Source organism: Gordonia hankookensis (assembly GCF_014673215.1).
GTDB lineage: Bacteria > Actinomycetota > Actinomycetes > Mycobacteriales > Mycobacteriaceae > Gordonia > Gordonia hankookensis.
On sequence record NZ_JACWMS010000002.1, the window covers coordinates 438,280 to 464,896 of the forward strand.

Annotated in this window: 29 protein-coding genes; 10 read left to right on the forward strand and 19 right to left on the reverse strand. The window is 66.9% G+C overall.

The annotated features are described in order from the left end of the window. The first annotated feature begins 51 nt into the window (after nucleotides 1-51). Both IDF66_RS09360 and IDF66_RS09365 read left to right on the forward strand, forming a co-directional pair. Nucleotides 52-1,395: a cytosine permease gene (locus tag IDF66_RS09360; RefSeq protein ID WP_190266637.1), complete on the forward strand. Its 1,344-nt coding sequence runs from the start codon at nucleotides 52-54 to the stop codon at nucleotides 1,393-1,395. Further along, nucleotides 1,392-2,855 (forward strand): amidase, encoded by a 1,464-nt coding sequence (locus tag IDF66_RS09365; protein WP_190266638.1) that lies wholly within the window; start codon nucleotides 1,392-1,394, stop codon nucleotides 2,853-2,855. The genes IDF66_RS09360 and IDF66_RS09365 overlap by 4 nt, the downstream gene beginning before the upstream one ends. Here IDF66_RS09365 and IDF66_RS23760 read toward each other — a convergent pair. Next, nucleotides 2,843-2,995 (reverse strand): hypothetical protein, encoded by a 153-nt coding sequence (locus tag IDF66_RS23760; protein WP_203588837.1) that lies wholly within the window; start codon nucleotides 2,993-2,995, stop codon nucleotides 2,843-2,845. The genes IDF66_RS09365 and IDF66_RS23760 overlap by 13 nt on opposite strands. A gap of 286 nt (nucleotides 2,996-3,281) precedes the next feature. On the opposite strand from IDF66_RS23760, the gene IDF66_RS09375 reads away from it, so the two are divergent. Further along, nucleotides 3,282-5,339, forward strand: a complete 2,058-nt coding sequence (locus IDF66_RS09375) for a prolyl oligopeptidase family serine peptidase (RefSeq protein WP_190266639.1) — start codon at nucleotides 3,282-3,284, stop codon at nucleotides 5,337-5,339. On the opposite strand, the gene IDF66_RS09380 is transcribed toward IDF66_RS09375, so the two are convergent. From IDF66_RS09380 to IDF66_RS09415, 8 genes are all read right to left on the reverse strand, one after another. Next, entirely contained in the window at nucleotides 5,303-5,992 is a 690-nt protein-coding gene (locus IDF66_RS09380) for a rhomboid-like protein (RefSeq protein ID WP_317628644.1), read from the reverse strand. The two genes, IDF66_RS09375 and IDF66_RS09380, sit on opposite strands and share 37 nt — an antisense overlap. 28 nt (nucleotides 5,993-6,020) lie before the next feature. Beyond that, nucleotides 6,021-6,908 carry an alpha/beta fold hydrolase gene (locus IDF66_RS09385; protein ID WP_190266640.1) on the reverse strand — a complete coding sequence of 296 codons (888 nt, stop codon included), beginning with the start codon at nucleotides 6,906-6,908 and terminating at the stop codon, nucleotides 6,021-6,023. Further along, nucleotides 6,905-7,732 carry a hypothetical protein gene (locus tag IDF66_RS09390; RefSeq protein WP_190266641.1) on the reverse strand — a complete coding sequence of 276 codons (828 nt, stop codon included), beginning with the start codon at nucleotides 7,730-7,732 and terminating at the stop codon, nucleotides 6,905-6,907. The genes IDF66_RS09385 and IDF66_RS09390 overlap by 4 nt, the downstream gene beginning before the upstream one ends. 42 nt (nucleotides 7,733-7,774) lie before the next feature. After that, nucleotides 7,775-8,737 (reverse strand): polyphosphate kinase 2, encoded by a 963-nt coding sequence (gene ppk2 / locus IDF66_RS09395; protein ID WP_164307679.1) that lies wholly within the window; start codon nucleotides 8,735-8,737, stop codon nucleotides 7,775-7,777. A 66-nt stretch (nucleotides 8,738-8,803) separates the two neighbouring features. Continuing rightward, the gene (locus IDF66_RS09400) at nucleotides 8,804-9,325 is read right to left on the reverse strand and encodes a DUF6764 family protein (protein ID WP_190266642.1); all 522 of its coding nucleotides are present in this window, start codon (nucleotides 9,323-9,325) and stop codon (nucleotides 8,804-8,806) included. Between the two features lie 140 nt (nucleotides 9,326-9,465). Continuing rightward, entirely contained in the window at nucleotides 9,466-9,906 is a 441-nt protein-coding gene (locus IDF66_RS09405; protein WP_190266643.1) for an SRPBCC family protein, read from the reverse strand. Between the two features lie 51 nt (nucleotides 9,907-9,957). Beyond that, nucleotides 9,958-10,635: a DUF4166 domain-containing protein gene (locus tag IDF66_RS09410; protein ID WP_164307682.1), complete on the reverse strand. Its 678-nt coding sequence runs from the start codon at nucleotides 10,633-10,635 to the stop codon at nucleotides 9,958-9,960. 120 nt (nucleotides 10,636-10,755) lie between these two features. Continuing rightward, complete coding sequence (locus tag IDF66_RS09415; RefSeq protein WP_223309522.1) at nucleotides 10,756-11,295, reverse strand: TetR/AcrR family transcriptional regulator; 540 nt, start codon at nucleotides 11,293-11,295, stop codon at nucleotides 10,756-10,758. Nucleotides 11,296-11,420: 125 nt separating this feature from the next. On the opposite strand from IDF66_RS09415, the gene IDF66_RS09420 reads away from it, so the two are divergent. Further along, complete coding sequence (locus IDF66_RS09420; RefSeq protein WP_190266645.1) at nucleotides 11,421-11,897, forward strand: PaaI family thioesterase; 477 nt, start codon at nucleotides 11,421-11,423, stop codon at nucleotides 11,895-11,897. A 9-nt stretch (nucleotides 11,898-11,906) separates the two neighbouring features. Here IDF66_RS09420 and IDF66_RS09425 read toward each other — a convergent pair whose 3' ends face one another. From IDF66_RS09425 to IDF66_RS09460, 8 genes are all read right to left on the reverse strand, one after another. Further along, nucleotides 11,907-12,206, reverse strand: a complete 300-nt coding sequence (locus tag IDF66_RS09425) for a hypothetical protein (RefSeq protein WP_223309401.1) — start codon at nucleotides 12,204-12,206, stop codon at nucleotides 11,907-11,909. Nucleotides 12,207-12,281: 75 nt separating this feature from the next. Then, complete coding sequence (locus tag IDF66_RS09430; protein ID WP_387998927.1) at nucleotides 12,282-13,088, reverse strand: tyrosine-protein phosphatase; 807 nt, start codon at nucleotides 13,086-13,088, stop codon at nucleotides 12,282-12,284. 60 nt (nucleotides 13,089-13,148) lie between these two features. Continuing rightward, nucleotides 13,149-13,964 carry a tyrosine-protein phosphatase gene (locus IDF66_RS09435; protein WP_190266647.1) on the reverse strand — a complete coding sequence of 272 codons (816 nt, stop codon included), beginning with the start codon at nucleotides 13,962-13,964 and terminating at the stop codon, nucleotides 13,149-13,151. A 194-nt stretch (nucleotides 13,965-14,158) separates the two neighbouring features. After that, the gene (gene groL, locus IDF66_RS09440; RefSeq protein ID WP_164307695.1) at nucleotides 14,159-15,784 is read right to left on the reverse strand and encodes a chaperonin GroEL; all 1,626 of its coding nucleotides are present in this window, start codon (nucleotides 15,782-15,784) and stop codon (nucleotides 14,159-14,161) included. A gap of 177 nt (nucleotides 15,785-15,961) precedes the next feature. Further along, nucleotides 15,962-16,612, reverse strand: a complete 651-nt coding sequence (locus IDF66_RS09445; protein ID WP_190266648.1) for a GntR family transcriptional regulator — start codon at nucleotides 16,610-16,612, stop codon at nucleotides 15,962-15,964. A 43-nt stretch (nucleotides 16,613-16,655) separates the two neighbouring features. Then, nucleotides 16,656-17,687, reverse strand: coding sequence for an isopenicillin N synthase family dioxygenase (locus IDF66_RS09450; RefSeq protein ID WP_190266649.1), 1,032 nt, complete (start codon nucleotides 17,685-17,687; stop codon nucleotides 16,656-16,658). Nucleotides 17,688-17,722: 35 nt separating this feature from the next. Further along, complete coding sequence (locus tag IDF66_RS09455) at nucleotides 17,723-18,580, reverse strand: ABC transporter permease (protein ID WP_190266650.1); 858 nt, start codon at nucleotides 18,578-18,580, stop codon at nucleotides 17,723-17,725. Continuing rightward, nucleotides 18,577-19,356 carry an ABC transporter ATP-binding protein gene (locus IDF66_RS09460; RefSeq protein ID WP_164307699.1) on the reverse strand — a complete coding sequence of 260 codons (780 nt, stop codon included), beginning with the start codon at nucleotides 19,354-19,356 and terminating at the stop codon, nucleotides 18,577-18,579. Before IDF66_RS09460 ends, IDF66_RS09455 begins: the two co-directional genes overlap by 4 nt. Before the next feature lie 295 nt (nucleotides 19,357-19,651). Between IDF66_RS09460 and IDF66_RS09465 the strand changes: the two genes are divergently transcribed. Next, nucleotides 19,652-20,830 carry a nitrate ABC transporter substrate-binding protein gene (locus tag IDF66_RS09465; RefSeq protein ID WP_190266651.1) on the forward strand — a complete coding sequence of 393 codons (1,179 nt, stop codon included), beginning with the start codon at nucleotides 19,652-19,654 and terminating at the stop codon, nucleotides 20,828-20,830. 56 nt (nucleotides 20,831-20,886) lie between these two features. On the opposite strand, the gene IDF66_RS09470 is transcribed toward IDF66_RS09465, so the two are convergent. Both IDF66_RS09470 and IDF66_RS09475 read right to left on the reverse strand, forming a co-directional pair. Further along, complete coding sequence (locus IDF66_RS09470; RefSeq protein ID WP_190266652.1) at nucleotides 20,887-21,597, reverse strand: ATP-binding cassette domain-containing protein; 711 nt, start codon at nucleotides 21,595-21,597, stop codon at nucleotides 20,887-20,889. Between the two features lie 125 nt (nucleotides 21,598-21,722). Continuing rightward, nucleotides 21,723-22,763 (reverse strand): ABC transporter permease, encoded by a 1,041-nt coding sequence (locus tag IDF66_RS09475; protein WP_190266653.1) that lies wholly within the window; start codon nucleotides 22,761-22,763, stop codon nucleotides 21,723-21,725. Between the two features lie 156 nt (nucleotides 22,764-22,919). Here IDF66_RS09475 and IDF66_RS09480 point away from each other — a divergent pair, with 156 nt between their 5' ends. The 5 genes from IDF66_RS09480 to IDF66_RS09500 all read left to right on the forward strand — a co-directional run bounded on the left by IDF66_RS09480 (nucleotide 22,920) and on the right by IDF66_RS09500 (nucleotide 26,554). Next, a complete protein-coding gene (locus tag IDF66_RS09480) occupies nucleotides 22,920-24,158 on the forward strand; it encodes a sensor histidine kinase (protein ID WP_317628645.1) in 1,239 nt (412 codons plus the stop codon). Further along, entirely contained in the window at nucleotides 24,155-24,772 is a 618-nt protein-coding gene (locus IDF66_RS09485; protein ID WP_190266655.1) for a response regulator, read from the forward strand. Before IDF66_RS09480 ends, IDF66_RS09485 begins: the two co-directional genes overlap by 4 nt. A gap of 83 nt (nucleotides 24,773-24,855) precedes the next feature. Next, nucleotides 24,856-25,488 (forward strand): DUF4178 domain-containing protein, encoded by a 633-nt coding sequence (locus tag IDF66_RS09490; RefSeq protein ID WP_164307705.1) that lies wholly within the window; start codon nucleotides 24,856-24,858, stop codon nucleotides 25,486-25,488. Then, a complete protein-coding gene (locus IDF66_RS09495; RefSeq protein WP_190266656.1) occupies nucleotides 25,485-26,009 on the forward strand; it encodes a DUF2617 family protein in 525 nt (174 codons plus the stop codon). The genes IDF66_RS09490 and IDF66_RS09495 overlap by 4 nt, the downstream gene beginning before the upstream one ends. Further along, nucleotides 26,006-26,554 carry a DUF4247 domain-containing protein gene (locus IDF66_RS09500; protein ID WP_190266657.1) on the forward strand — a complete coding sequence of 183 codons (549 nt, stop codon included), beginning with the start codon at nucleotides 26,006-26,008 and terminating at the stop codon, nucleotides 26,552-26,554. The genes IDF66_RS09495 and IDF66_RS09500 overlap by 4 nt, the downstream gene beginning before the upstream one ends. The last annotated feature ends 63 nt before the right edge of the window (nucleotides 26,555-26,617 follow it).

Below are 26,617 nucleotides of genomic sequence, written 5' to 3' on the forward strand. Positions count from 1 at the left end.
TTCACCCGAATTCCGCATGTAGCGACATGCGGTCTCTGCCAAGGAATCACCATGACTCATGACGTAGGCCAGCAACCCGATCGCCCCGCCGATCTCGGCGAGGAATACGAGCACGAACCCGTTCCCATCGAGGCCCGACGGAGCCTGTCGTCGATCGCTGCCGTGTGGTTCGGCTTCCCGATGAACCTCGGCAATGCCGTGTTCGGCGGGGTGATCGTCTACAACCTCGGCTTCGTCAACGGGATGATCGCATTGCTGCTCGGCAATCTCGTCCTGTTCGGCTATGTCGGCGCGCTGAGCTACATCGCGGGCAAGACGGGACGCAGCTTCTCACTGCAGGCCCTCGCGACCTTCGGCACCACCGGTCGCCTGATCGCCACCGGGTTCCTCGCGACCGTCGTGATCGGCTGGTTCTCGTTCCAGATCGGCCTCACCGGCACCACGATGCATGATGCCCTCGGGTGGTCGCCGATGCTCGCGGCCGCCATCGGTGCGCTGATCTACACAGGTCTCACCACGATCGGAATCCGCGCACTGTCGTGGCTGGGCATGATCGCGACGCCCCTGTTCGTCATTCTGGGCGGCATCGCGCTGTATTACGGCGCAACGGGTAACAACCTGGCCGTCGGCGACGTCGTCGGCTACGAGGGCTCCGGAACCACACTGACCTTCGGCGCGGCCGTCGGGATCGTCATCGCCGGGTTCGCCGATTCCGGCACCATGACGGCTGACTTCACCCGGTGGTCGAAGTCCGGGAAGTCCGCGGTCGCAGCGACGTTCACCGCATTCCCGGTGTCGAACTTCGTCGCCTACGCACTCGGCGGTCTGGTCGTCGCCGTCGGCGGATCCACCGATCCCGCCACCAATGGCGGAGGCTTCCTCGGTCTGTTGACCGGTCACAGCGCGCTGCTGACCGCCGTCGCCGTGTTCTTCGTCTTCGCCAACCTCGGCAGCGTCGCCAGCCACTGCCTCTACAACGGCGCGGTCGGGTGGTCGGGCATCACGAAGCTCACGATGCGCCCGGTGGCCGTTGCTCTCGGCGTCCTCGGCGCCGCGATCGCACTCACCGGGGTGTGGTCGTACTTCCTCGACTGGCTGAACATCCTGGGCATCTTCGTGCCGCCCATCGGGGCGATCCTCATCGTCGATCAACTCGTGCTCAAACGATCCGTGGCGACCGTGACCCGCCTGCGCGCCAGTGCGTTCACCGCGTGGGTGATCGGGGCAGGCCTCGCGACGGTGTCGCACTACCTGGTACCCGGATCGGTCGACGCGCTTGTCGGCATCGTCGTCGCGGCAGCGGTGTTCTGGACCTACGAGAAGGCGCTGGGACGGGCGGCGACTTCGGAGTCCCGGACCGCACCTGCGCAGGCCACGCCCGCGGTGACCGCATGATCGACGGGCGATCGTGGCCACCGGTGGCGGAGTCGGCGGCATCGGTCGGCCGGGGTGAGACCACCGCGACGTCCCTCGTCACCACGGCGATCGACCGGTGGGCAGAACTCGACGAAGAACTCCACGCGTTCTGCACCCCCACCCCGGATCTCGCACTGTCCGGCGCAGCGCGCATCGACGCCATGGTCGCCGACGGTCGGCCGGTCGGGCGGCTAGCCGGTGTGCCGTACGCGGTGAAGGATCTGATCTGCACCAAGGGCACCCGGACGACATCGGGCTCGGTGCGCTATCGGGACTTCGTCCCGTCCGAGGACGACATCGTCGTCGAGCGGTGCACGGGCGCCGGTGCCCTCAGTCTGGGAAAGACGAATGCGAGCGAGTTCGGTTACAGCGCAACGGGTACCAACCCGTTGTTCCCGACCACCCGGAATCCGTGGGACACCCGACTGACACCAGGAGGATCAAGCGCGGGATCCGCGGCGGCGGTGGCGGCCGGCATCGTGCCATTCGCCCTGGGCAGCGACGGAGGCGGATCGATAAGGATTCCGGCCGCATTCACGTCACTGGTCGGGTTCAAGCCATCGATGGGCCGGGTCCCGGTGTACCCGGGCTGCCGGGACCCCGATCATCCCGGCGTGTCCGGGTGGGAGAGCATCGAACACATCGGCCCGATCTGCCGGACGGTCGACGACGTGTGCACCGTGATGGGTGTGCTGGCCGGGCCCGATCCGCGTGACCGGCACACGATCCCGGCCGGCGACGTCGCCTGGCACACCATCGTCGCCGACATGCATGATGATCCGACGGTCGTCGGTGGCCTGCGCGTGGCATACAGCGAGGACTTCGGCTACCTGGCCGTGGACCCCGCTGTCCGAGCGGTTGTCGGGGATGCGGTCGCCCGGTTGTCGGCGGCGTTGTCATGGAACACGACTCGCGTCGATCCGGGCTGGGACGAGCCCGGTGACGAGTTCACCGCCCTCATCATGTCCGAGACCGATCTGGTGGGCATGCGCCGCATGGTCGACGACATCGGCGACCAGATGTCCGCGCACCTGGTCGCCATGCTGCGCAGAGAATGGTCGGCCGAGGATTTCACCTCGGCGACCATGTGGCGCAAGTCGATCGTCAATCGCATGGCCGCGCTGATGGGCGATCACGACATCGTCATCACGCCGACGGCGTGCGTGCCGCCGTTCGAGGTCGGCATCCAGGGACCGTCGGTCATCGACGGACGCGACGTGGCCGACACCGCGTGGCAGGGATTCACATTCGTGGCGAACCTGACCGGTCAGCCGGCCGTCAGTGTTCCGGTCGGTTTCACCTCGGACGGACTGCCGATCGGGATGCAGATCATCGGACGACACCTCGACGACGCGACCGTACTGCGGGTTGCCGCCGCGTGCGAACAGGTGGGAGTCCACCCGATGGGAACTCCGGCCCGGCGCGATCAGGTCGCCTGACGGGTTCCCAGCAACGCCGCTCCCGGCCCCGCGAGCGCGCCGGCGACCACCGGACGACCCGACACCGCGAGCAGCAGATCGATGGCGGTACCGCTCACGGTCGGGCCCGAGCCGTACTCGAGTTCCGTATCCGTTGCCACGAGCCGGAGGTCATCGCGTCGACCGTCGCGGCAGGATCGGCGCGCTTGTTCTTCCGGATACCCGTCTCGTTGTCCCGGTCGAAGTCGAATCGCGCGATGGCCATCCGCCGCACGAATCCGAGCCTGGTGGTCGTCGCGGAGTCGATCAGGTGGCCAGGACATCGTGGACGTCCCAGCCGACGCACAACGAGGGGGTGGTCCAGACCTCGACCGGCGCCGGATCTCATCGCCGCGCTAGGTTGGCGGGAGGAGCTTGGCGTGACCGCAGCAGAGCCGGAGGACATCGATGAGCACTGAGCGTGCAACCGACGACATGACCCACACCGACGACGATCCCTACCTGTGGCTGGAGGAGGTCAGCGGCGATCGGGCGCTGGACTGGGTGCGCGCCCACAATCAACCCACCGTCGACGAACTGACGTCGGATGAACGGTTCTCGGTGCTCGAGTCCGAGACCCTGGAGATCCTCGACACCGATGACCGGATCCCGTATGTGCGGCGGCGCGGAAACCACCTGTACAACTTCTGGCGGGACGCGGCGAACCCGAAGGGGCTCTGGCGGCGGACCACGCTGGAGTCGTATCGAACGGACTCCCCCGAGTGGGATGTCCTGATCGACGTCGACGCGCTGGCTGCGGCCGAGGACGAGAACTGGGTGTGGGCGGGCGCCACGGTGCTCCGGCCCGCGTACCGGCATGCGCTCGTGTCGTTGTCGCGGGGCGGCGCGGACGCGAGCGTGGTGCGCGAGTTCGACCTCGAGACGCGCGAGTGGGTCGTCGACGGTTTCGTCCTCCCCGAGAACAAGTCGAGCGTCGGCTGGATCGACCACGACACCGTGTATGTCGGAACGGATTTCGGCGAGCAGCCGAATGGTCGCGGATCGCTCACCACGTCGGGTTACCCCCGGGTTGTCAAACGGTGGGAAAGAGGCACCGCCCTCGACGACGCGACAACCGTGTTCGCGGGTGAGATCGACGACGTCTCGGTCGGGGCCACCTTCGACAGCACGCCCGGGTACGAGCGGCATTTCGCCAGCCGTGCCACCGACTTCTTCAACGCACTGCGGTACGAGATCCGTGGCGGCCAACAGATTCTCGTCGATGTCCCGACCGACGCACACTCCGGGGTGCGGCACGACTGGCTGTTCGTGATGCCACGGTCGGACTGGACGGCCGGCGGTGCCACCCATGTGGCCGGGACGCTGCTGGTGTTCGACTACGACGACTATCTCGCCGGCGGCCGCGACGCGACGGTGCTGTTCACCCCGGATGCCCACACCAGTCTCAGCGACTACACCTTCACGCGCTCGCACCTCGTCCTGGTGACGCTGCACGACGTACACACCGAGGTCTCGGTGCGTGAACTGGGCACCTGGGCGCCCGTCGAGATGTCGGGCCTGCCCTCACTGGCCACGGTCTCGGTACTGGACACCGATGCCGACGAGAGCGACGAGATCTTCTGGTCGGCAAGCTCGTTCACCACGCCGCCCAGCCTCCTCCACGGAGAGTCCGGGTCGGGGCCCGACGTGATCAAACAGTCGCCGTCGTTCTTCGATGCCGACGATGTGGTCGCCGAGCAGCACTTCGCGACCTCCGACGACGGCACCCGCGTCCCCTACTTCGTCGTGCGACGCAGCGGGGTCACCTCCGGACCCACGCTGCTCTACGGGTACGGAGGTTTCGAGAATTCGCTGACACCCGGATATCTGGCCGTCAGCGGACGCAGCTGGATCGCCCGGGGCGGCATCTATGTCATCGCGAACATCCGCGGCGGGGGCGAATACGGGCCGTCGTGGCACACGCAGGCCCAGAAGGCCGGGCGTCACCTCGTCTACGAGGACTTCGCCGCCGTCGCACGGGCATTGGTCACCGAGGGACTCACCACGCCGGGCCAGTTGGGCGCCCAGGGCGGGTCCAACGGCGGCCTGCTGATGGGCGTGATGTTGACGCGGTATCCGGAACTGTTCGGCGCCCTGGTCTGTCAGGTTCCGCTGATCGACATGCGCCGGTATCACCTGCTCCTGGCAGGTGCATCGTGGATGGCGGAGTACGGTGATCCGGACGATCCGGACCAGTGGTCGTTCATGCAGCCGTTCTCGCCGTATCAGAACCTCCGGTCCGACGCCGACTATCCGCAGATCCTGGTGACCACCTCCACTCGCGACGACCGTGTCCACCCCGGCCATGCGCGCAAACTCGTTGCGCGCCTGGAGGAACTCGGCCACGATGTGGCCTACTACGAGAACATCGAGGGTGGCCATGGCGGCGCGGCCGACAACAAGCAGGCCGCGTTCAAGTCCGCGCTGGCCTACGAATTCCTGTGGAGGACACTGGCCGGGGAGTGACCGAATCGGCGCAGTGTGTCCAGCGGATTCCACGGTGGCGCGTGGCGGGCCTTCGCGAGTGGGTACCAGGCCAGCCCGATCAGCAGCGACGAGAAATGCCCGATCCCGGTGAACGTCACGTCGATGACCACGGGCAGGCCGTATACCGCGAGGATTCCGGCCAGGTAGACCCAGCGCCACGGGTAGGCGATCCGATAGGTGAGTACGCCGACCACGGCGGCCAGGAAGTAGCTCACACCGACGTCGGTCACATCGACCAGCGATGAGCTGGCCATGCCGTTTCTGATCGCCACGCCGAGGATGCCCTCGCTGACGTAGGTGGCGATCACGTGCGCGCTGAGGCCGACCACCAGCCAGCGCAACGATCCCAGCCACCGCTCGGCAGGCACGTGGAAGACACAGAACAAGATCAGGTACGGGAGCCAGAACGACCCGTCGATCCAGAACAGGCTGGTGACCAGGACCTGGACCGGATCGCTCGACAGATGGTGCAGGTTGGTCGACCGTTCGCCGAGGAGCCGGTTCAGTTCGTCCGGGGTCATCGAGTGCTGGATGATCGTGGTGATCAGCAGCACCACCAACCACGCAAACGTGAGTGGCGCACCGCGAACGATGCGCCACAGTCGTACACCGATGACACGTGAACGGGACACCTCGTCGATTATCGTCGCGGCGTCGCGCTCAGGTGCGGTTTGTGCCGACGTCCGCGGCGATGCCGCCCACCCAGTCCGCGATGATCGCCGGAACGCGTGCATCGCGCGCCCACCGATTGTGACCGAGCGGCGCCGCGACATGATGCGTGTCGACGACGCAGTCGGCCAGCTTGGCGGTGAGCGCGCTCATCACCCGTGGCGGGGCATCGGTGTCCGCACCGACCGTGATGGCGCATACCGGGAGCCGCAGCTGCCGCATCGCGGCCTCGTAGTCGACATCGGCATCGCGCGGCGCGAACGTCCCGTTCCTGTTGAGGTACGTCCAGTCGCGGATCAGTACCCGTGATTGCCGCCCGTACCCCTCGATGACCGAGCCGGGCCAGTACCCGAGCGTCTTCGACACGCGGTGCATCGCGGGCGGTCCGACAGCGGCCAGCAGGCCCTGGCCGCCGCGATAGAGCTTCCAGTACGGCACGCCCGACGCGACGAGGATCAGGCCCGCGATCTCCGAATCACCCCGAACGGCATTGCGAGCAGCGAACATCGACGCGATGTGCCCACCCATCGAGTGGCCGGCGATGAACAGCGGGGACGTCGGCGCATGCCGACGCGCGACGGCGACCGCGGCCGGGATGTCTTCGGTGGTCAGCGCCTGCTGACCGAAACGACTGGCCCGCGACGGCCGCGGTCTGCTGCGGCCCTGGCCGCGCAACTCGCCGACCACGACGTTCACCCCCGCGTGCCCGCACCGGCAGGCGAACAGGTCGAAATATGCCGCGGGTACCCCGAGTCCCGGCCACAGCACGATGGTCGGACGATCGGGTGCGGTGACGAAAACCCGCAGGGGCGTCACGGTGCCGTCCGGGAGACGGATCTCCTCGACGACCGGCTCTGCCCGCGGCCCGGGGTCGGTCATCTGCGCGCGGGCGACCGGCCGAAGGCGAGGCGCGCGACGAATCCGACCACCACCACACCGGCGCCGACCGCCCCGACGATCAGGGCCAGATGATGCAGGTCGGCGACCGTACCGTCGATGATCACCCCGGCGACCTCACGGCCCGCGTCCTCGGTGCCGTCGACCTCCTGTTTGGCACGCTCGGCGAAGAAGATACCGACGGCCCATGCGAATGCCGCGGAAGCGATCAATCCGACACCGAGCCACGCGAGTACGGTCCCGCGACGCCGCGCGATGAGCAAGGCCAGCACGCTCGCCGCCACCGCGACCACCAGGGACCAATAGGCCATCTCGGTGATCTGCCGCCCGACGTCGTGATAGCGGCCCGCCTCCAGGCCCGACCCGTCACGGTTGAGGGGTACCAGGATGGGACCCGTCACGCGGGCACCGATGTTCGTCTGCGCGATCACGCGGTTCACCATGTCCGTGATGTCGAGCTGCATGACGGTGGTGTCGCCGGTTTCCGGCGGCGGATCGAACAGCCACGCGTGCTGTTGGGACAAGACGTCCACGAAGTCGGCCTCGAACGCGTCACTGTGTGTGTACGCACGCGCCGCCGGTTCCACCACGGCCGACGCCGCGGGGATGTCCACCTGCTCGGTGACCGACGACGAGATCTGGCTCGCGAGGTAGTCCTGGACCTTCGCGTCCTGAGCCATCGGTGTCACCGTGGTGACGAAGCCCTCGGGATCGACCAGACGTTCCTTCACCCAGAGCGACGGGAAGGCCAACACGATCGCCACCATCGCCACCAGTGTCAGGAGCCCGCTGAGGAATGTGCGCACAGCCACGAGGCTACCGAGGCCGCCGAGCCAACCGCGTGGTGGCTACTCCCCGACCAGATCGCGTGCGCGTCCGACGATCAACGGGTCTGGCTCACCGACGAAATCGGCGTTCTTGCCCTTGTAGTCGAAGAGATTCAGGACGTGGCGCATCGCGTTGATGCGGGCGCGCTTCTTGTCGTTGCTCTTCACCACGGTCCACGGCGCGTACTCGGTGTCGGTGGCCGCGAACATGGCTTCCTTGGCCTCGGTGTAGGCATCCCACTTGTCCAGCGACGCCAGATCCATGGGCGACAGCTTCCACTGCCGGACCGGGTCGATCTGGCGGATCGCGAACCGGGTGCGCTGTTCCAGCGGGGTCACCGAGAACCAGAACTTCACCAGGTTGATGCCGTCGTCGACGAGCATCTTCTCGAACGCAGGCACCTGCTCGACGAACTGGTTGTACTGCTCGGATGTGCAGAAGCCCATGACCCGCTCCACGCCGGCACGGTTGTACCAGGAGCGATCGAAGAAGACCATCTCCCCGCCGGCAGGCAGGTGCTGGACATAGCGCTGGAAGTACCACTCGGTCGATTCACGCTCGCTGGGCTTCTCCAGAGCGATCGTCCGCGCACCGCGCGGGTTGAGATGTTCGTTGAACCGCTTGATGGTCCCGCCCTTCCCGGCGGCATCGCGGCCCTCGAACACCAGCAGGTGCCGTTGACCGGTCTGCTTGGACCACTTCTGCAATTTGAGCAACTCGATCTGGAGATGACGCTTGGTCACCTCGTATTCGCGCCGGCTCATCCGCTCGTCGTAGGGATAGTCCTGCCGCCACGTGTCCACCACATTGCGTTCGGGCAGCGTCAGCAGCACCGGGTCGTCGTCATCGTCGTCGTTGACGGCGAAGGCGGTCGTGTTGTGCAGGTCGACGAGTTGCTGGAGGGCCTCCCGGCCGTTGAGCACGCTGAAATCGGGGCCGACCTCGATGGAGGTCCCCACGGCAGGATCGTGTAGCTCGGTCACCGTTCAACGATATGCGCATCGACGAAACAGCGCGTGGCCACGAGGTGAACCGGCGCGTGTTCCGACTCAGTTACGGAAGTCGATCGATCCCGAGTGGAGGCACGCCTTGCCAGTGGTGCTGTCGTATGCGGTGGCGAATCCGCCCTGGCACACCGTGCCCGCCGCACCGGCGATGGCCTGTCCACCCCATCCACCGATCGCGATGGTGGTGCCACCCTGGCGGGCCTGGGCGAGTGAGAATGCCTTCGGTCCGGTCGTCACCGAGTAGGAGTTGCCCCGGGTGGTGGCACCCGCGAGTGCCGACGATCCGGGCTGCAGGTTGCGCGCGTTCGCGTTTCCGCCCTTGTCGGCGACGGCGATCGCGGTGCCCTGATTGCTCGTGTCCTCGGACTGGGCACTGCTGCCCGGTCCGGCCTTGGCGCCACACCCACCATTGCCGACGATCCGCTGGATCTGATGCCCATCCGTGGCGGCACATGTCGTCGCGGCGCCTGCGGTGGCACCGCCCGCCAGACCGATCATCCACGCCAACGAGGTACCACCGATAACCAGCGCCGCGGCTCGAGCACCGAATTTGTTGATACGCATAGAGATTGGCCTCCTCATTCGCCACGGATCGCAGAGTGCAGCAGCACTGCACGCAAGCGTACCCAGAGGCCGCCGAAACATGGGGCCCGGGTTGGCAAAACGACCCCGGCCGAGGCCGGGGTCGCGCCGGATGTCGTCGGTCAGCCCGCCGCGCGGCGTTGGACCTCGGCGGTCAACCCCTTACGGGCGGTGTCGACCGCCATCTTCTGTGCGCGCTTGACGATCATGCCCGGCAGCTTGATCTTCAGCTCGACGTCGAGGGTGAACTCCACATGTGAGCCGTCGCCATCGGGGGTCACGACATAGACGCCGTGCTGTTCGCTCAGCTGGTTCGCCTCGATCAGATCCCAGGTGCACGAATTGTCGGTCCACGTATAGGTCAGGGTCTGCTCGTCGGAGATGCCCGCCGCGGTCACCACCACCCGAACCTTGCCGGGGGTGCCGTCCTCGTTCTCGCTGAGGATCTCGGCCTCCTTGTGGGGCCCCGACCAATCCGGCAGGGATTCCACGTCCATCAGCACCTCCATCACGACGGACGGCGGAGCGGCGACTTCGAATTCGATCTTCGCGGAGACAGCCATGGCTGAGAACCTACCGTGCGGCGCAAGTGCCGACGCGATGAACCACCGGGATCAGGCCTCGCGGTCGACGAGGTTGAGCGGCCACGCCTCGTCCGGGATGTCGCGCAGCGTGCAGGCCTGGTCGACGGCGGTGAACCAGCCGCGAAAGTGGAGGATCTCCCCGACGACCGGATTGCGGACGGTCGCGTCGCACCGGAATCGCTGCCGCTGGTCGTCCCAACCCTCGATGTATTTCAGCTGCGCGGAGAACAGCCCCTTCATGCCGACCTTCGGGCCACGTCCGAGCCAGCGCATCGGCCCGCTCTCGAGAAGGAGTTCGCCCGCCCTGGTCACCGACGGCTCGATCGGATACAAGAGTTCCGGTCCGTCGCCGAAGTAGTCCACGAGCCCGCCACGACCGGACACCAACAGGGAATTCAGATTGCGGGTCCCGGTCGTGTACTTGAAGGCGCGGAGAACGGCGAGACACTCGCGGCCGATCTCGTCGGCATAGCAATAGTGGCCCTGCGTGAAGGGGACCATCCGGCTCGACTTGGCAGGCAACGCGTTCCGCTTGGCATAGTGCCACCAGAACGGGGGCGGCAGCGCAGAGGAGATGTAGACGGACTCGTAGATCCCGGTGGCCATCTGTGCGACGCCCGAGGTCGAATCGATGCTGTAGCGCCACGCCACGTTGGGGTGGAGACGATCGAAATCCGATCCGAGGATCTGCCGGTACACCGGCGTCATGACGTCTACCCTCCCCATCTCACTCGGGCGCCGACGTGATGTATACCACGTGGACGCACGCGTGTCCTGGGAGTAGAACCTACGCGACACGACCAGGCAACTTGACGCCGGGGAGTGCGGTCAGGCAGCAGCGGCCTCGCACAGGCGTGCCAATTCGCCGATCACCCGGTCGAGCGGTTCGACGGTCCGCTGGGTCTGACACAGCCCGACGGCACCCTCGATCGCCGCGATGATCAGATGGGCCAACGAATCTGCTCGTTGCGCCTCCACACCCTCGTGGACCAGGCGCGTGGAGATCAGCCGCGTCCAACGGCCGAAGATCTGCTCGGCCTCGTCGGCCACATCCGGCTCGGACCGGCGCGCGAGCCCACCCGCCAGAACGGGACACCCGAACTCGAAATCGGTGGTCACCAGCATCCGGCGCCAGACGTCACTGATCTCGGCGACGGCCTCGGCCGGGGTGGCTGAGCCCTCGCTGCTGATCCGACCGGCCATGTAATCGCCTGCATGCCGCACGGCCTCGGTCATCAGCTGGGTCTTGCCGCCCGGGAAGTGGTGATAGATGGACCCGCGGGGAGCCGAACTCGCGGCGATCACGTCGCCGATCGATGTCGCCGCCACCCCGTCACGGCCGATCAGATCGGCCGCATGTACGACCATGCGCTCGCGCGGACCGCGTTCGGCCGCAGGTGGCCGCAACTCCTCCGGAGACCTCGCCTCCGCAGGATGCCCGTCTACCGAACTCATCACACTCCCTATGCAGGTCTTCATAATCGGCGTGTTCTATGCCATCCTACATAGTCATGAGCTCTGATACCGAGATTCTTGACCCGTCCACCTTGACCGGGCTGCAATTGCTGCGGGCGGCGATGAGCAACCCCGACCCCGACCGTCCGGGCATCTGGAGACTCCTCGGCATGAGCGCCAAGGAGATCGACGAAGGGCGGGTGTCGTTCACCGTCACCCCGCAGGCCGACTTCGCGAACCCGTTGGGCACCGTGCACGGCGGCATCTGCGCGACGTTGCTGGATTCGGTGATGGGCTGCGCCGTCCACACGACACTGCCGGCCGGGGTCGGCTACACCACCCTGGAACTCAAGATCAACTACATCCGATCGGTGGCCGTCGACGCAGGCGAACTCACCGCCGTCGGCACGGTCATCCACGTCGGCGGACGCACTGCGACCGCCGAGGGAAAGGTGTTCGCCGACGACGGCAAGCTCGTCGCGCACGGGACCACGACGTGCATCGTGTTCCGCTGACAGACTCCGCTACTTGATGATCCCCTCGGCACGAGCCCACTCCTCGACCCGCGCCATGCCCTCGGGGATGGACACCAGCGGCTGGTAACCGAGGATCTTGCCCGCCTTCTCGATCGAGTAGGTGCCCGGACGGTTGAGCAGCAGCATCGTGCCCTCACAGAGGTCGCTCTTCTGCCCGACGCGACGCAGGACGTTCCCGAGGACCCCGGCCAGCGGCGCCGCGACACTCATCGGGAGGGTACGGATCGTCCCGCCGCTCATCCTGGCGAGATGCCCGAAGAACTTGCACGGCTCAAGGAGAATCCGCACGACGCGAAGATCCTGCTCGACCCGTCGCGGGTCGACGGCTAGGAACGCCTGCCTGCGGATTCGATCGGCGCGCCGTCAGCCCTCGACGAGGTACTGGCTGCGCAGGGCATCCTGCGCAGCCAGGTCGATGCCGAGCGCCTCGGTGAAGTAGTCCGCGACCGTCCCGTATTGGATGGCCACCTCGTCGAAGGCCACGGTGAGATAGGAGGACTGCACCCCCAGCAGCGGTCGCAGCAGATCCGGGTCACCGCCGGCAGCCTCGAAACCGTCGAACACCGCAGCCATCGCGGGCAGGAACTGCTCATTGGTCAGCAGGTAGTCGTCGAACACGTCGTCGCGGCCGACACCCATCAGTGACAGGAAAGCTGCTGCAGCCCAACCTGTTCGATCCTTACCGGCGGTGCAATGGAACAGTGTCGGTGTGCCATCGAGCAGCCCGGAGAAGAATGCCCGATAGGCCCGCTTGGCGCTGGGCAGATTCACCAGCCCGCGGTATGCGCCGATCATGTGCTCGACCCCGCTGCCGGTGGCGAGTCGGTCGTTCGCCTCGGCGACTGCTTCCGGGTCGCCGATGAGTTTGTCCAGGTTGGCCGGAGCGCTGATCCGTTCGGCGTCGGCCAGCACATCGAGTACCACTCCCCGCGCGCCGGTGATCTGAGGATCGGGAGCGGCATCGACCTCGGGCACCGACCGCAGATCGACGATCGTCCGCAGACCGAGGCCTGCGAGAAACGCGCGGTCGGTCTCCGATGCCTTGTCGAGTGCGGCCGATCGGAACAGCCGGCCGGTGACCACCTGCCGTCCGTCGATTGTTCGCCAACCACCGAGGTCACGAAAATTGGCGACGGTGATGAGTTCGAGGCGGTCGGTCTGTTCGGTCACACGCTCCATTGTGGCGGGTTGTCCACGCCGAGATGAACCCCCGGGTGCTCGGGCGTCGAGCTAACGCGGGTCTGTGTCGAGGAGGAGCCGCCGCAGACCCTCCTGATCGTCGGGTCCGACGCCGAGTCCGTCCGTGAAATAGCCTTCGATGCCCCCATAGGTCGCCGCCACCTCGTCGAACGCCGCGTCGAGGTAGTGCGCGTCCACGCCGAGCACCGGTACCAGCAGATCGGGGTTGCCGCCTGCCGCACCGAACTGATCGAAGACGGGTTTGAGGGCGGGCACGAGGCGTTCATTGGTCAGCAGATAATCCCGGTACACGTCATCCTTCGCTACTCCCATCAGGGTGAGCAGCGCTGCGGCAGCCCATCCCGTCCGGTCCTTGCCGGTGGTGCAGTGGAACAACGACGGCGACTCGTGTTCGCCGAGAAGCCCGCGGCAGAGCGCTCGATATGCGTTGAGCGCACTGGGCAGGGTGATCATCTGCCGGTACGTCCCCGCGATGAGTTCCTTGGCCTTGGAACCCGACAGCTCTTTGGTCGCCATCGCCACCGACGCGGGATCAGAGAAGTAGTTCTGCAGGTTGGCGGGTATCGCCGTCCCCGAGTCGGCCAGCACATCGAGGTGGATGTCGACCACGCCGCCCAGGTCGGGATCGGGCAGCGCGGTGCGCTCGACGGCCGATCGAAGATCGTAGATCGTGCGGATTCCGAGTGCCTCGAATCGCGCCAGATCGATCGTTGCCAGCGACGAGAAGTCCGTCGATCGGTACAGCACGCCCGATCGCACCGTTGCACCGTCTGCTGTCGTCCACCCACCGAGGTCGCGGAGGTTGGGCAGGGTGGACACCGGACTCGGGGCGACGGAGTGCGTCATGGGCACAAGTGTGCCGCATGACGAGTGGTGACCACTGCACCTGCTCGGCCTGCGCGACGGCCGACCGTTCTCGGGCACACCGAACGCCGAAGGCCGGCCACCCGTGAGGGTGACCGGCCTTCGGTCTGAGATGCGTTGGATGAACGCAGGATTCTGATCAGGAGGTCAGAATCCCATCCTCGTCGGAGACGAGATCAGAATCCCATTCCGCCCATCTCGTCGCCACCCGGCATTGCCGGGGCCGGGTTCTTCTCCGGCTTGTCGGCGACGACGGCCTCGGTGGTGAGGAACAGAGCCGCGATCGACGCAGCGTTCTGCAGCGCCGAGCGGGTGACCTTCACCGGGTCGTTGATGCCGCGGGCCAGCAGGTCCTCGTACTCGCCGGTCGCGGCGTTGAGGCCGGTGCCCAGCGGGGAGTTGCGAACCTTGTCGGCCACGACGCCCGGCTCGAGCCCGGCGTTGATGGCGATCTGCTTGGCCGGAGCCTCGAGCGCGACGCGCACGATGTTGGCGCCGGTGGCCTCGTCACCGGTCAGCGACAGACCGGAGATCGCAGCCTCGGACTGCAGCAGGGCCACGCCACCACCGGCGACGATGCCCTCTTCGACGGCAGCCTTCGCATTGCGGACGGCGTCCTCGATGCGGTGCTTGCGCTCCTTGAGCTCCACCTCGGTGGCCGCGCCGGCCTTGATGACCGCAACACCGCCGGCCAGCTTGGCCAGACGCTCCTGCAGCTTCTCACGGTCGTAGTCGGAGTCGCTGTTCTCGATCTCGCTGCGGATCTGGGCCACACGGCCGGCGATCGCGTCGGCATCGCCTGCGCCGTCGACGATGGTGGTCTCGTCCTTGGTCACGACGACCTTGCGAGCGGTACCGAGCAGCTCGACGCCTGCACCCTCGAGCGAGAGGCCGACCTCTTCGCTGATGACCTCGCCACCGGTGAGGATGGCGATGTCGGCCAGCATGGCCTTGCGACGGTCACCGAAGCCCGGAGCCTTGACGGCGACGGACTTGAAGGTGCCGCGGATCTTGTTGACGACCAGGGTCGAGAGAGCTTCGCCCTCGACGTCCTCGGCGATGATCAGCAGCGGCTTGCCGGCCTGGATGACCTTCTCCAGCAGCGGCAGCAGGTCCTTGACGGTCGACACCTTGCCCGAGACGAGCAGGATGTAGGGATCCTCGAGGACGGCTTCCTGACGATCGGCGTCGGTCACGAAGTAGCCCGAGACGTAGCCCTTGTCGAAGCGCATGCCCTCGGTGAGCTCCAGCTGCAGCCCGAAGGTCTGAGCCTCCTCGACGGTGATGACGCCTTCCTTGCCGACCTTGTCCATCGCCTCGGCGATGAGCTCGCCGATCGAGGAGTCGCCTGCCGAGATGCCTGCGGTAGCAGCGATCTGCTCCTTGGTCTCGACCTCCTTGGCGCTCTTCAGGAGGGACTCGGTGACGGCCTCGACGGCCTTCTCGATGCCGCGCTTCAGACCCAGCGGGTTGGCGCCGGCAGCGACGTTGCGCAGACCCTCACGGACGAGAGCCTGTGCCAGGACGGTGGCGGTGGTGGTGCCGTCGCCTGCGACGTCGTCGGTCTTCTTGGCGACCTCTTTGACGAGCTCGGCACCGATCTTCTCGTACGGGTCCTCCAGCTCGATCTCCTTGGCGATGGACACACCATCGTTGGTGATCGTGGGGGCGCCCCACTTCTTCTCCAGGACGACGTTGCGACCCTTGGGTCCCAACGTCACCTTCACTGCGTCGGCGAGGCTGTTCAGGCCCCGCTCGAGGCCACGACGGGCCTCTTCGTCGAACGCGATTTGCTTGGCCATGGGTAAGTGATCCTCCGATAGGGGGTGACACCAGGTATCTATGGCCGGAACTCGGTGCCCGCGACGGACGACCGGTGTGTCATTCGGTACCGGTCTCACCGTCCCGACCTGGCACTCACAGCTTGCGAGTGCCAAACTCGTTTTTAGCACTCGACCGGGGCGAGTGCAAGGTGGTGGTTACTTACGCAGCAGCCGCACCAGCACCCCGGATGCATGGGCCTTGGCGGCGCGTTCGGCCTCGTCGGCGTCACCTGCCTCCAGCGCGGCGACGATCCGCCGGTGTTCGGCGACGGCCAGCCGCCGGTTCACGTCGTGCGACCACATGTCCGAGCGGTACAGGTGCGTCTGGGTGTCCAGCCGGAGGAGCGCGTCGCACAGCGGCTTGTTCGCCGACGCCGTGCGGACCTCGGTGTGGAAATCGAGGTCGAGGTCGGCATCACGCCGGTGGTCGGGAGCGGCGTCGAGCAGCGTCTCCTGCTCCCGGACGCGGGCCCACAGGTCCTCGAGCTCGGCCAGGGTGACCAGGGCGGTCGCCTGTCGCGCGGCGAGACCGTCGAGCACCTCCCGGACCTCGAACACATGCCGCAACATGTCCTCGTCGAAATCCGCGACCTTGGCGCCTGCGCGCGGGGTGTAGACGGCCAGACCGTCGACGACCAGCTGCTGGACCGCCTCGCGGACGGGACTGCGCGAGACCTCGAGCCGCGAGGCGAGCCCGGGCACCGAGAGTGAGGTGCCCGGGCTCAACTTCCCGGCGAAGATCTCGTCGCGTAGCTGCCGCAGGACGGCCTGCGTCAACAGGGCGCCGTCGGTCGTGGGGATGCTCATCGTTGCTCAAGCCTAGGTTCTCGCCCGGTACCCGGCCGGAATCTCATCTGGCGGCCATCACGCGCTTCGCCTCACGATCGGCACCGTCGGGTGCCACGCCCGACTTCATACCGGCGAGTTTGGCGTTGATGTGTTCGGCGACGGTGATCGGCGGGTAGTCGGGGCGGTCGGCGATCGCGCACCCGGGCAACGTCTCGATCACCGCGTCGTGGTTGCCGTCGAAGAAGAAGGCCGCCGACCTCCGCCGGATGATCCGGCCGTCGACGACGGGCGGATCGACCCGGTGCACCGTCGAGCGCCACCGGTCGTTGGTCCACCGCGCCATTGCGTCCCCGAGGTTGACCAGCAACGCTCCGTCGGCGGGCTGGACGTCGTGCCAGGTCCCACTGTGGTCCAGGACCTGGAGACCCGGCACCTGATCTGCCCACAACACGGTGAGGATCCCGAAATCGGTGTGGGCACCCATTCCGGTGAGCTCGCCGGCGAGTTCGATGTCCCCTTCCGGGAGCGTGTAGTTGTTCATCTTCAATGCGTCGATCGAATGGTCGACCATGGCGTCGAAATGGCCGGGATCGAGCCCCAGCGCATCGGTGCAGGCGGTCAACAGCACCCGCGACACCGACCGTGCGGCGTCGAACCATGCCTCGACGGCCGGACGGAGTCCCGGCGCCGCAGCCGGCCAGGTGTTGGCGGGATAGCTCGTGACCGGCAGGTCGAACCCGTCGAACCAGGCCTGTTCCGAACCGACGGTGAACGCCTCGTAGAAGTCGTTCATCTGGTTCGCCGCCGCCACCCCGAGGCTCATGCTGAGCGATTCGCTCTTCGGCGGGCTGTAGCCGCGATTCTCGCCCGGGCGGGTGTAGCGCTTCTTGACCTCGAGCGGCAGGGCGAAGAACTCGTCGAGTGCGGCCGCGAGTCCGTCGATCGTCTCCCGCTCGATGCCGTGTCCGACGATCTGGACGAATCCGACCTCACGGCAGGCGGTATCGAGCCGGCGCGCCACGTGCGCACGGTCGCGTGCGGTCCCGTCCGGGTCGACGTACCCGGAGATGTCTACGATCGGTACGGTGAACATACCTGTCTCCCTTGTGTTCTGAAATGTGCCGCCGATCAACGACGGCGGTTGACCATCGCGTTGAGGACGCTGAAGATGCCGAAGACGACGATGCCGAACAGCGACGCGAGCACGATCGCGGCGATGAGGTCGTCGGACTGTAGTCGTGCGCGATAGATGTCGAGCAGCGTGCCGATCCCCGGCTGACCCTTGGCGAAGAACATGTCGCCGATGATGGCGCCGACCACCACGAGCCCTGAGGCAGTGCGGAATCCGGTCATCATCGACGGCATCGCCGACGGGAACTCGAGTTTGATCAGCCGCTGGACGCCGGACGCACGCGACAGCGTGAACAACTCGTGCGCGCCCTTGTCCACCGACACCAGCCCGAAATGTGTGTTGGCGATGATCGGGAAGATCGCGATGATCACACACACGATCGTGCGCGCGACCATCCCGTAGCCGAACCACAGACCGATCAGCGGAACGATCGCGAGGACCGGGATCACCTGAAGCACAACCGCCCACGGGTAGATCGCGCGCTCGAGAAAGGACCCTCTGCTCATCACCACCCCGATCGACACGCCGATGAGAGCCGCGAACAGGAAGCCGACGAGGCTCACCTTCGCGGTCACCATCAGCGCATCGAGCATCGGCTCGACGTGGGCGCGGTCGAGCAATGCGTGCGTCAGCACCTCGTGTGGCGGCGGAAGTAGGAATTGCCTTGCAGGACTGAGGATCACATAGCTGACGAAATACCAGATCGCGATCGCGACGGCAAGGGAGATCAGCGGTGGCAGGCCATGACGCAGGATCGACACCGGCACCGACGTGCGGCGCACGGACGCGGTCGCCTGCCGGCCCGACGGAGCCGTGGCATCAGTGGTCAATGGCGGGATCGTCGCAGCGGTCATCGTTGGCCTCGCAGGGTCTCGGAGATCTCGGCGACGTACTCGGTGAATCGGGCGTCGAACCGGAGATCGGGGTCGCGTGGATAGGGGAAATCGATCCGGATGTCAGCGGTGATCCGGCCGGGTCTGGCCGACATCACGATCACTCGATTGGCCAGGAACACCGCCTCCGACACCGAGTGGGTGATGAACATGGCGGTGAACCGCCGTTGGGCATAGAGCCGCTGCAACTCGGTCTGCATGTCGAGTCTGGTCATCTCGTCGAGTGCACCGAAGGGTTCATCGAGGAGCATCACCTCGGGTTCTGAGGTCAGCGTCCGCGCCAGGGAGCAGCGCATCTTCATTCCGCCGGACAGCGTGCGGGGCAGTTGCGACTCGAATCCGGTGAGCCCAACCGCGTCGATGGCGGACTGCGCACGGGACCTCCTCTGCGCCTTGGGCAACCGCGCGAGCTCGGCACACAGCTCGACGTTGGCGCGCACCGACCGCCACGGCAGGAGTGTCGGCTCCTGGAAGATGAAGCCGACCGACTCGGTGGCGAGGGCGACCGTGCCCTCGGTCGGACGTTCGAGTCCCGCGGCCATCCGCAGCAGGGTGGACTTGCCGCACCCCGAAGGGCCGACCACCGCGACGAAGTCACCCTCGGCGATGTCGAGGTCGATGCCGGCCAACGCCAGGGTTCCCGAGTCGAACTGTTTGGTCACACCGGACGCCGAGACGACAACGCCCTTCGTGAGGTGACGCGCATCCACGTCGTTCATCGTGTCGACGAGGCCCATGAACTCTCCCAGGTTTGAAGTACATGTAGATAGTTGATTTCTCGGTGCTACTCATCATTCGATACATGCATTTCGTTCTCGTGTCGATATGTAAACAGTGCATGACGAAAGGCGTCTCCCGCCGCGTGGCCGAACGTCGATCAATAGCCAATAGCTGCATATATGGCCGAGATTGTGCGTCGGTGAAGGAACTCTCACGCACCAACCACCGGCTGGCCGCCGAGACATTCAGCATTTAGATTTACATGTAGATTGCGAATTGCTCGCGACATTCACCGGCTCAGCAGGAGTTCCCATGACAGCTCGTTCCCTCATCACCGCACGCCGATCGCGCGTGGCCGCCGCCGCAATGGCGACCATCTGCGCGGCCGCACTCGCCGGCTGTACCGACTCCGGCACCGACAGCACCGCCGCGGTCAGCCTCGAACCGGCCCCCGCCGCGCAGAGCCTCGCCGACGTGTGCCCGAAAGACGTTGTGGTGCAACTTCAGTGGCAGCCGCAGTCGGATATGGCCGGAGTGATCGGGCTCCTCGGGCCCGGCTACACGGTGGACACCGAGAAGAAGGCGGTGACCGGCCCGCTGGCGTTCGACGGCAAGGACACCGGTGTCGACATCACGCTACGTGCCGGCGGTCCGGCGATCGGTTTCCAGTCGGTCGCCTCGGCGATGTACGCCGACGACTCGATCGATCTCGGGCTGGTGCACGGCGATCAGCTGATCTCGGCTGCCAAAGAGCAGCGCGTCGTCGGCGTCACCCCGCTGCTGCAGTACAACCCGTCGATCATCATGTGGGATCCGGCATCACACCCGGATCAGAAGACGATCGCCGACATCGGCAGGACGAACGCCAGCGTGGTGGTCTCCAAGGACCAGATCTTCCCGCAATGGCTGGTGGCCAAGGGCCTGCTGAAGCAGAGTCAGCTCGACACCAGCTATGACGGCGCGCCCGCGCGATTCGTCGGCGACCCCACCATCACCCAGCAGGGCTTCGCCAACTCCGAGCCCTACACCTATGAGCACGAGACGCCGTCGTGGGACAAGCCGGTCGCCTACGAGATGGTCAAGGACGCGGGCTACGACGTCTACGCCTCGAACGTCTCGGTGCGAGCCGACAAGCTCGAGCAGATGTCGCCCTGCCTGCAGAAGCTGGTCCCGATGATCCAGCAGACCGGCAAGGACTATGTGAACTCCCCCGACGCGATCAACGCGACGATCGTCGACTGGGTCTCCAAGGACGTCGCGTTCACCCCGTACAGCGCGGGCGAGGCGGCGTACTCGGCCGAACTCCTGAAAGACAAGGCGGTCATCGCACCGGGTACCGACGGCGTGTACGGGAGCTATGACATGGCGAAGGCGCAGTCGACCGTCGACGATCTCGTCCCCATCCTGAACGCAGGCGGTGCGAACCTGCCCGCGCACCTGCCGGCCGATCAGATCTACACCACCCGGTTCATCAGCCCCCAGGTGCGCTGACACAGACCGTGACGACCGCCCGGGGCCACACGGCTCCGGGCGGTTGTGCCATCTGGTCACACGGGAACAGACGACGTCCGCGCAGGCGAGTCGAGACGACCGTCGCGCATGTGCAGCAGGAGGTCAACGCCGCGCCCCGGCGCCACCGACAGGGAATCGAGGTCGTGACTCACGAGCACCGCGGCGACATCCCGGTCCCGGACGAGGGCGCCGATCAACTCGATGATCGCCCTGCCCCGCTGGGTGTCCAGTGCAGAGGTCGGCTCGTCGACGAGCAGCAATGACGGCGATCCCATCAGCGCTCGGGCGATGTTCACCCGCTGGCGCATCCCCCCGGAGAGCTCATGCGGCCTGCGGCCGGCCGCCGCGACCACGCCGACGTCGTCGAGCAGTGCCATCGCCTCGTCCCGATGCCGCGCCGGCTTCTGTCCGCGCAGATGGACGGTCAGCAACAGTTGATCGAGCGCGGTCAGCGACGGCAGCAGATTGTCCTGCTGGAACACGAACCCGATGCGGTCTCTCCTGATCCGGGCCCGCTCCTCGTCGGACAGCCCCGTCGTCGGTGTGCCGTCGATCTCGACGGTCCCCGAGTCCGGGGTCACGAGCGTGCCCGCGACGGACAGGAGACTCGATTTGCCGGACCCGGACGGTCCGGTCACCGCCACAAAACCACCGTTCGCGACGTCGAGTGCGACGTCGTCGAGGGCCGTCAGCCGGCCGCGGCCGTCGGCAAAGGTGAGTGTGACGTCGGAAAGCAGCAGACTCATGGTGGGGCTCCTGTCGGATCGCACGTTCGGAGGTCGTGGGCTCGAGATTTCGTGGGCGCGGGGTTTCGTGGAAGCTGGAATTACGTGGACGCGGATCTTCGTGGACGCGGGGCGATGAGAACCGATCACCGCGACATCGCGACGACCGGATCGACAACGGTGACCCGGCGTACCGCCAGGAGCGCACCTGCACTCCCGAGCACTGTCATCGCGACCACGGGCAGGGCGATGCCGCCTGCGGTCAGGGCCACCGGGACCACCGCCGAAGCGGCGACCGCCAGACCGACCCCGAGGAGCGCGCCGAGGATCTCGCCGACGAACAGGACGAGTGCGGCCTGCCCGAAACCGTCCCGCAGGAGGTACCACCGGTTGGCGCCCAGAGCACGGACCACGGCGAGATCACGCAGTCGCTGCACCGTCCACACGGCGAAGAAGGCACCGACGACCAAGGCGGAGATCGCCAGCAACATCGCCTGGATCGCCACCAGCGACCCGCGCTCCGAGCGGTAACCGGGAACGGTGTCGACGGCTGTCGACATCGGCACGCTCACCGTTCCGGGAGCGTCCGTCGAGCCGCCGGACAGCACCATCGCAGTGGCCTCCTGACCATGTGAGAGTTCGCGCCAGGTGGCCATCGGCGTGTACGCGACCGGTGTGTGGGCGTAGTCGCCCGCCGGGCCGATCCCGTCGACCCGCAGACGTGTCGGGCCAACCGTGACCGCGTCACCGATCCCGACGCCCAACGCGTCGGCCTGCTCGCGGGTGAGCAGGATGCCACCCGATCGCGGTACCCCGCCGACGTCGGGCGAAGGCATCAGACTGCTCCCGGCGCCGAAGACGGCCGCCGTCGAGGTGACCTCGCCGTGCGTGATCCGGGTGGTCGTCACGCCCAGTTCGGATGCGTCACCGCCGTTCTCGTCGACGATGCGACGGACGGTCGGTTCGTCGAGCTCGCTCTGCGACAGCGACGGTCCGTCCGGCCCGGCGGTGTCCTGGAGTACCAGGGTCTGGCCCGGTAACCTGCTGATCGCCGAGATCGACTGGTTCTGCAGGCCGGTGGTCAGTGCCGAGAGCGCCACCACCATGAACGTCATCATCGCGATGACCGCACAGATCAAGACGAATCGTCCCTTGGCGAATCTGATGTCGCGGATGCCGATGAACACCGCACTCCCTTCGTCGCTGTCGATGTCTCCAGCCTCGGCGGCGTCGGGTCGGCACGCATCGGCGCACCGATGGGTTCTGGGGTCTCGTTCGGTCCAGCCGGAAGTCCATCAAAAGTTGGAGGCGGTGCCGGGTGCCCGGTGGGGATACTTGGGGATGTGACCCCGTCCCGCCCTCAGTTCGATCCCCCCGGCACCCCGCCGGGTGATGAGGCGGCCCCCGAGGCCGATCGGCACGTGCTGCTGGCCGGACACGTCTTGTTCGCCGTGCTGCTCGCGCTCGGGGCGGTACGCGCCGCGATGGCTTCGTCCACCCCGGTGGTGCCGGTCCTGGCGGCGCTCGCGGCCGCCGGCTGGTACTGCGTCGGCGCGGTGTGGGTCTCACGCCGACGCGGGCGGATCGCCCGCCTGTGGTTGGCCGGACTGATCCTGATCTGGCTGGGCCTCGTCGCGCTGTCCGGTGAGTTCGTGTGGCTGGCGTTCCTGCTCGCATTGCTGGTCTGGCATCTGTTTCCCGTCCGTGCGGCCATACCCATCGAGGTCACGATCGCGCTCGCGGCGGCGATCGGGTTCGCCGCACACCAGGGCCGGTGGGTGGCGGGAGCGGTCTTCGGCCCGGTCATCGGAGTCGCCTGCGCCGCCGTGATGACGGAGATCTATCAGCGGCTGCGAGCCCAGTCGGACGAACGCAGGCGCCTGCTCGACGAGCTGATGCGTACCCAACAAGCCCTGGCGATCCGCGAACGCGAGGCCGGTCGACTCGCCGAACGCGAGCGCCTCGCACGCGAGATCCACGACACCGTGGGACAGAGTCTGGCGAGCGTGATCATGTTGCTGCGCGCGGCGCTGCGACCGTCCACCCCGACAGATCGCTCGGAACAGCTCCACACGGCGCTCGACACCGCGATCGGTGCGCTGGCCGAGACCAGGCGGTTCGTCCTCGGGCTGAACCCGGCGGCGCTCGAGAGAGACGGTCTCACACAGGCGCTCCGATCACTCGCCGACGACAGTTCCGGGCTCGGGTTGCGCACCGATTTCGAACAGCATGGGACCCCACACGTTGTGCCCATCGACGTCCAGGTCGCGCTGCTCCGCGTGGCACAGGAAGCCTTGTCCAACGCCCGCAGGCACGCCGCGGCCGACTCGGCGACGATGACCCTGACCTATCAGGACGACGAGGTCAGCATCGACGTCGTCGACGACGGCGTCGGCTTCGATCCGGCGGCACTGAACGGCCCACGCTCCGACGGGACCGGCTACGGTCTCACGGCCATGCGCAGCCGGCTGGCAGAGCGGGGCGGAGACGTGACCGTCGAGTCCGAGGCAGGCGCCGGAACCGCTGTCCGAGCGACGATCCCGGTGGACCCCGACACCGCCGCGGAGGAGGCCGACACATGATTCGACTGCTCCTCGTGGACGACCACCCGGTGGTGCGGGCCGGCCTGCGCGCCGTGCTGGCACCGGTCGACGGTATCGAGGTCGTCGCGGAGGCCGGCACCGCTGCGGATGCGCTGGCCGCGGCGCAGCGCGAGACCATCGACGTGGTCCTGATGGACCTGCGCCTCGGCAGCGGCGGTGACGGGGTGCACGCAACCGAATCGATTCGGGCGCTTCCGAATCCACCACGGGTACTGATCCTCACCACGTACGAGACCGACGCCGACATCCTGCGCGCGGTCCGGGCCGGCGCCACCGGCTACCTGTTGAAGGACGCCGACCCCGACGATCTCGTCCGAGCGATCGGATCGGCGGCCGCCGGAGAGACCGTCCTGGCTCCGCCGGTGGCGGCGCGCCTCCTCGGCAGGATGCAGTCGCCGGACACCGCCCTCACGCAACGCGAACTCGAGATCGTCGGCCGGCTGGCGGACGGGGATTCCAACCGTGACATCGCCCGCACACTCACCATCTCCGAGGCCACCGTCAAGTCCCACCTGGTGCACATCTTCGACAAGCTCGGCGTGGACAGCCGGACACGGGTGGTCGCCGAAGCCCGCCGACGCGGTCTGCTCTGAGGGACGGTCTCGCTCAGCGGTCCGTCATTCGCGCGGACGGCCGGGGATGTCCGTTTCGACGGGTTACCGATAGGGTCGGGCGCGTGGAGATCCTGCTGATCGTCATCGTCGCACTGCTGCTGATCATCGCGGTCGTGGTCGTGTTCAACTTCCTGGGCAACCGCAAGTTGCGACAGGCCGAGTCCGACGCGTTGCGGCAGCGGGCGTACCGGCCCGGCGACCCGTTCTCGACCGCCGACGACGACGCGGTCCGCGGTGACCCTCGTGTGCTGAAGCCGAGCGACCTCGTCGACCTCCGCGGCGAGACGTTCGCAGTGCGCGGGACTCTCCGGTTGTCCCAGAGCGGCTACCTCTGGACCGAGAACTTCCTGGACACCGGTACCGGGCGTAAGGCGTGGATCTCGGTCGAGGACGACCCCGACCTCGAGGTCGTGTTGTGGCACGAGCTCACGGGCGTGACGTTGACCCCCGGACCGGACAGTCTGGAGTTGGACGGCCGGCGCTACCGCTCCGACGAATCGGGGTCGGCGGAGTTCACCTCGGCGGGAACCACCGGTCTGGCCGCCCGCGGCTCGATGCGCTACCACGACTACGAGGCAGGCGACGAACGCCTGTCGTTCGAGGATTTCGGATCCGGGTGGGAATGCGCCCGGGGCGAGGTGATCGAGCGTGGCGAGTACCGCATCTACCCGTCCGACCCCACTCCTGAACCGTGATCGGCCAGAACCGATTACAGGTCCGCTATGCCGACACGAGTGCCCGCGGCCTCGCCTTCTCGCTGACCGCCGGACTCCAGGAACCGCTGGCGCGCTGCGATCGGCGAATCGGTGACCGCGGTGTGTCTGTGCGTCTGCTCGGTGCCAGCCACCAGGTGGTGGTCGACGACGGCACCGACCGGCTCTGCGAGACAGTCGCCTGCCTGCCCGGCATGGACGCACCACTGCCGGACACCGTCGTCGAGGACGGTTACACCTTCGCCTCACGCATCGAGCCATGCGATACCGACCGGATGCAGTCGATCGTCACCGAACTCGGGCACCGGGTCGACCGCCACCTCGCCGCCGGTGACCCCGCCGTGATGGGCCACTTTCCCGGACTACCGCTGGCGATCACCGCGGTGATCGCCACGGCACACGCCGACGCGCTCGCCTGGCAGACCTGGCACACCTATCCGCAATGCTCCGAGCTCGTGGTGACCTCGAGTGAGCTGCGCCGGACGCCGGAGCCCGGCAGATGACTCAGCCGCCACCACCATCTCCGCCGCCCGGTTCCGACGACCCTCGCCGCGGCCTGCGCCGAACCCGCAACCTCGCGGTTGCCGCGATCGTGCTGATCGCCGTCCTCGCCATCGTCGGATCCTGCTCGGTGAAAGCGTTCCGAGGCCTCGCGGGCGACGACGCCAACGCACGCAGCTACATCACGTCGCACTACCAGCGCGACACCAGCCTCGACGAAGGCGACGTCGACGCCTACGTGGCCGACGGCACACCCGATACCGTGGCCGCGGAGTTGAGTGATGTGGAGCGGCCCAACGATCAGCGCAGCGGCGACACGGCGAATCCGTCCAACGTGGCGGGCAGCCAGTTCCTGCAGTACCCGGACTATCTGATCGGGCTGTTCCCGTTGGCCGCCAACACGACCCGCGTGATGCTCAGCCGTGACTACCGATCGGGATACAACCACTACCTTCCCTTCATCGGCGCCTTCTGGGTGCCGACACCGAATTTCGGGGGCTCCGGCAGCGGTTACCGAGGCGGCGGGTCCGGCGGGGGCGGCAAATGACCCGTCCCGATCTGACCAAACCGACCCATCGGCGCCCATCACCCACCCAACCGTCCAGCATCA

Coding starts and splice junctions, on each gene's coding strand:
- IDF66_RS09460 (WP_164307699.1), bottom strand. CDS start 19,356: ATGGGCCTCGTCGACACGATGAACGACGTGGATGCGCGTCACCTCACG.
- IDF66_RS09400 (WP_190266642.1), bottom strand. CDS start 9,325: ATGCGTATCAACAAATTCGGTGCTCGAGCCGCGGCGCTGGTTATCGGT.
- IDF66_RS09500 (WP_190266657.1), top strand. CDS start 26,006: ATGACTCAGCCGCCACCACCATCTCCGCCGCCCGGTTCCGACGACCCT.
- IDF66_RS09470 (WP_190266652.1), bottom strand. CDS start 21,597: ATGAGTCTGCTGCTTTCCGACGTCACACTCACCTTTGCCGACGGCCGC.
- IDF66_RS09405 (WP_190266643.1), bottom strand. CDS start 9,906: ATGGCTGTCTCCGCGAAGATCGAATTCGAAGTCGCCGCTCCGCCGTCC.
- IDF66_RS09450 (WP_190266649.1), bottom strand. CDS start 17,687: ATGTTCACCGTACCGATCGTAGACATCTCCGGGTACGTCGACCCGGAC.
- IDF66_RS09360 (WP_190266637.1), top strand. CDS start 52: ATGACTCATGACGTAGGCCAGCAACCCGATCGCCCCGCCGATCTCGGC.
- IDF66_RS09420 (WP_190266645.1), top strand. CDS start 11,421: ATGCCATCCTACATAGTCATGAGCTCTGATACCGAGATTCTTGACCCG.
- IDF66_RS09385 (WP_190266640.1), bottom strand. CDS start 6,908: ATGACCGACCCCGGGCCGCGGGCAGAGCCGGTCGTCGAGGAGATCCGT.
- IDF66_RS09435 (WP_190266647.1), bottom strand. CDS start 13,964: ATGACGCACTCCGTCGCCCCGAGTCCGGTGTCCACCCTGCCCAACCTC.
- IDF66_RS09375 (WP_190266639.1), top strand. CDS start 3,282: ATGAGCACTGAGCGTGCAACCGACGACATGACCCACACCGACGACGAT.
- IDF66_RS09445 (WP_190266648.1), bottom strand. CDS start 16,612: ATGAGCATCCCCACGACCGACGGCGCCCTGTTGACGCAGGCCGTCCTG.
- IDF66_RS09365 (WP_190266638.1), top strand. CDS start 1,392: ATGATCGACGGGCGATCGTGGCCACCGGTGGCGGAGTCGGCGGCATCG.
- IDF66_RS09465 (WP_190266651.1), top strand. CDS start 19,652: ATGACAGCTCGTTCCCTCATCACCGCACGCCGATCGCGCGTGGCCGCC.
- IDF66_RS09485 (WP_190266655.1), top strand. CDS start 24,155: ATGATTCGACTGCTCCTCGTGGACGACCACCCGGTGGTGCGGGCCGGC.
- IDF66_RS09455 (WP_190266650.1), bottom strand. CDS start 18,580: ATGACCGCTGCGACGATCCCGCCATTGACCACTGATGCCACGGCTCCG.
- IDF66_RS09410 (WP_164307682.1), bottom strand. CDS start 10,635: ATGACGCCGGTGTACCGGCAGATCCTCGGATCGGATTTCGATCGTCTC.
- IDF66_RS09415 (WP_223309522.1), bottom strand. CDS start 11,295: ATGGTCGTACATGCGGCCGATCTGATCGGCCGTGACGGGGTGGCGGCG.
- groL (WP_164307695.1), bottom strand. CDS start 15,784: ATGGCCAAGCAAATCGCGTTCGACGAAGAGGCCCGTCGTGGCCTCGAG.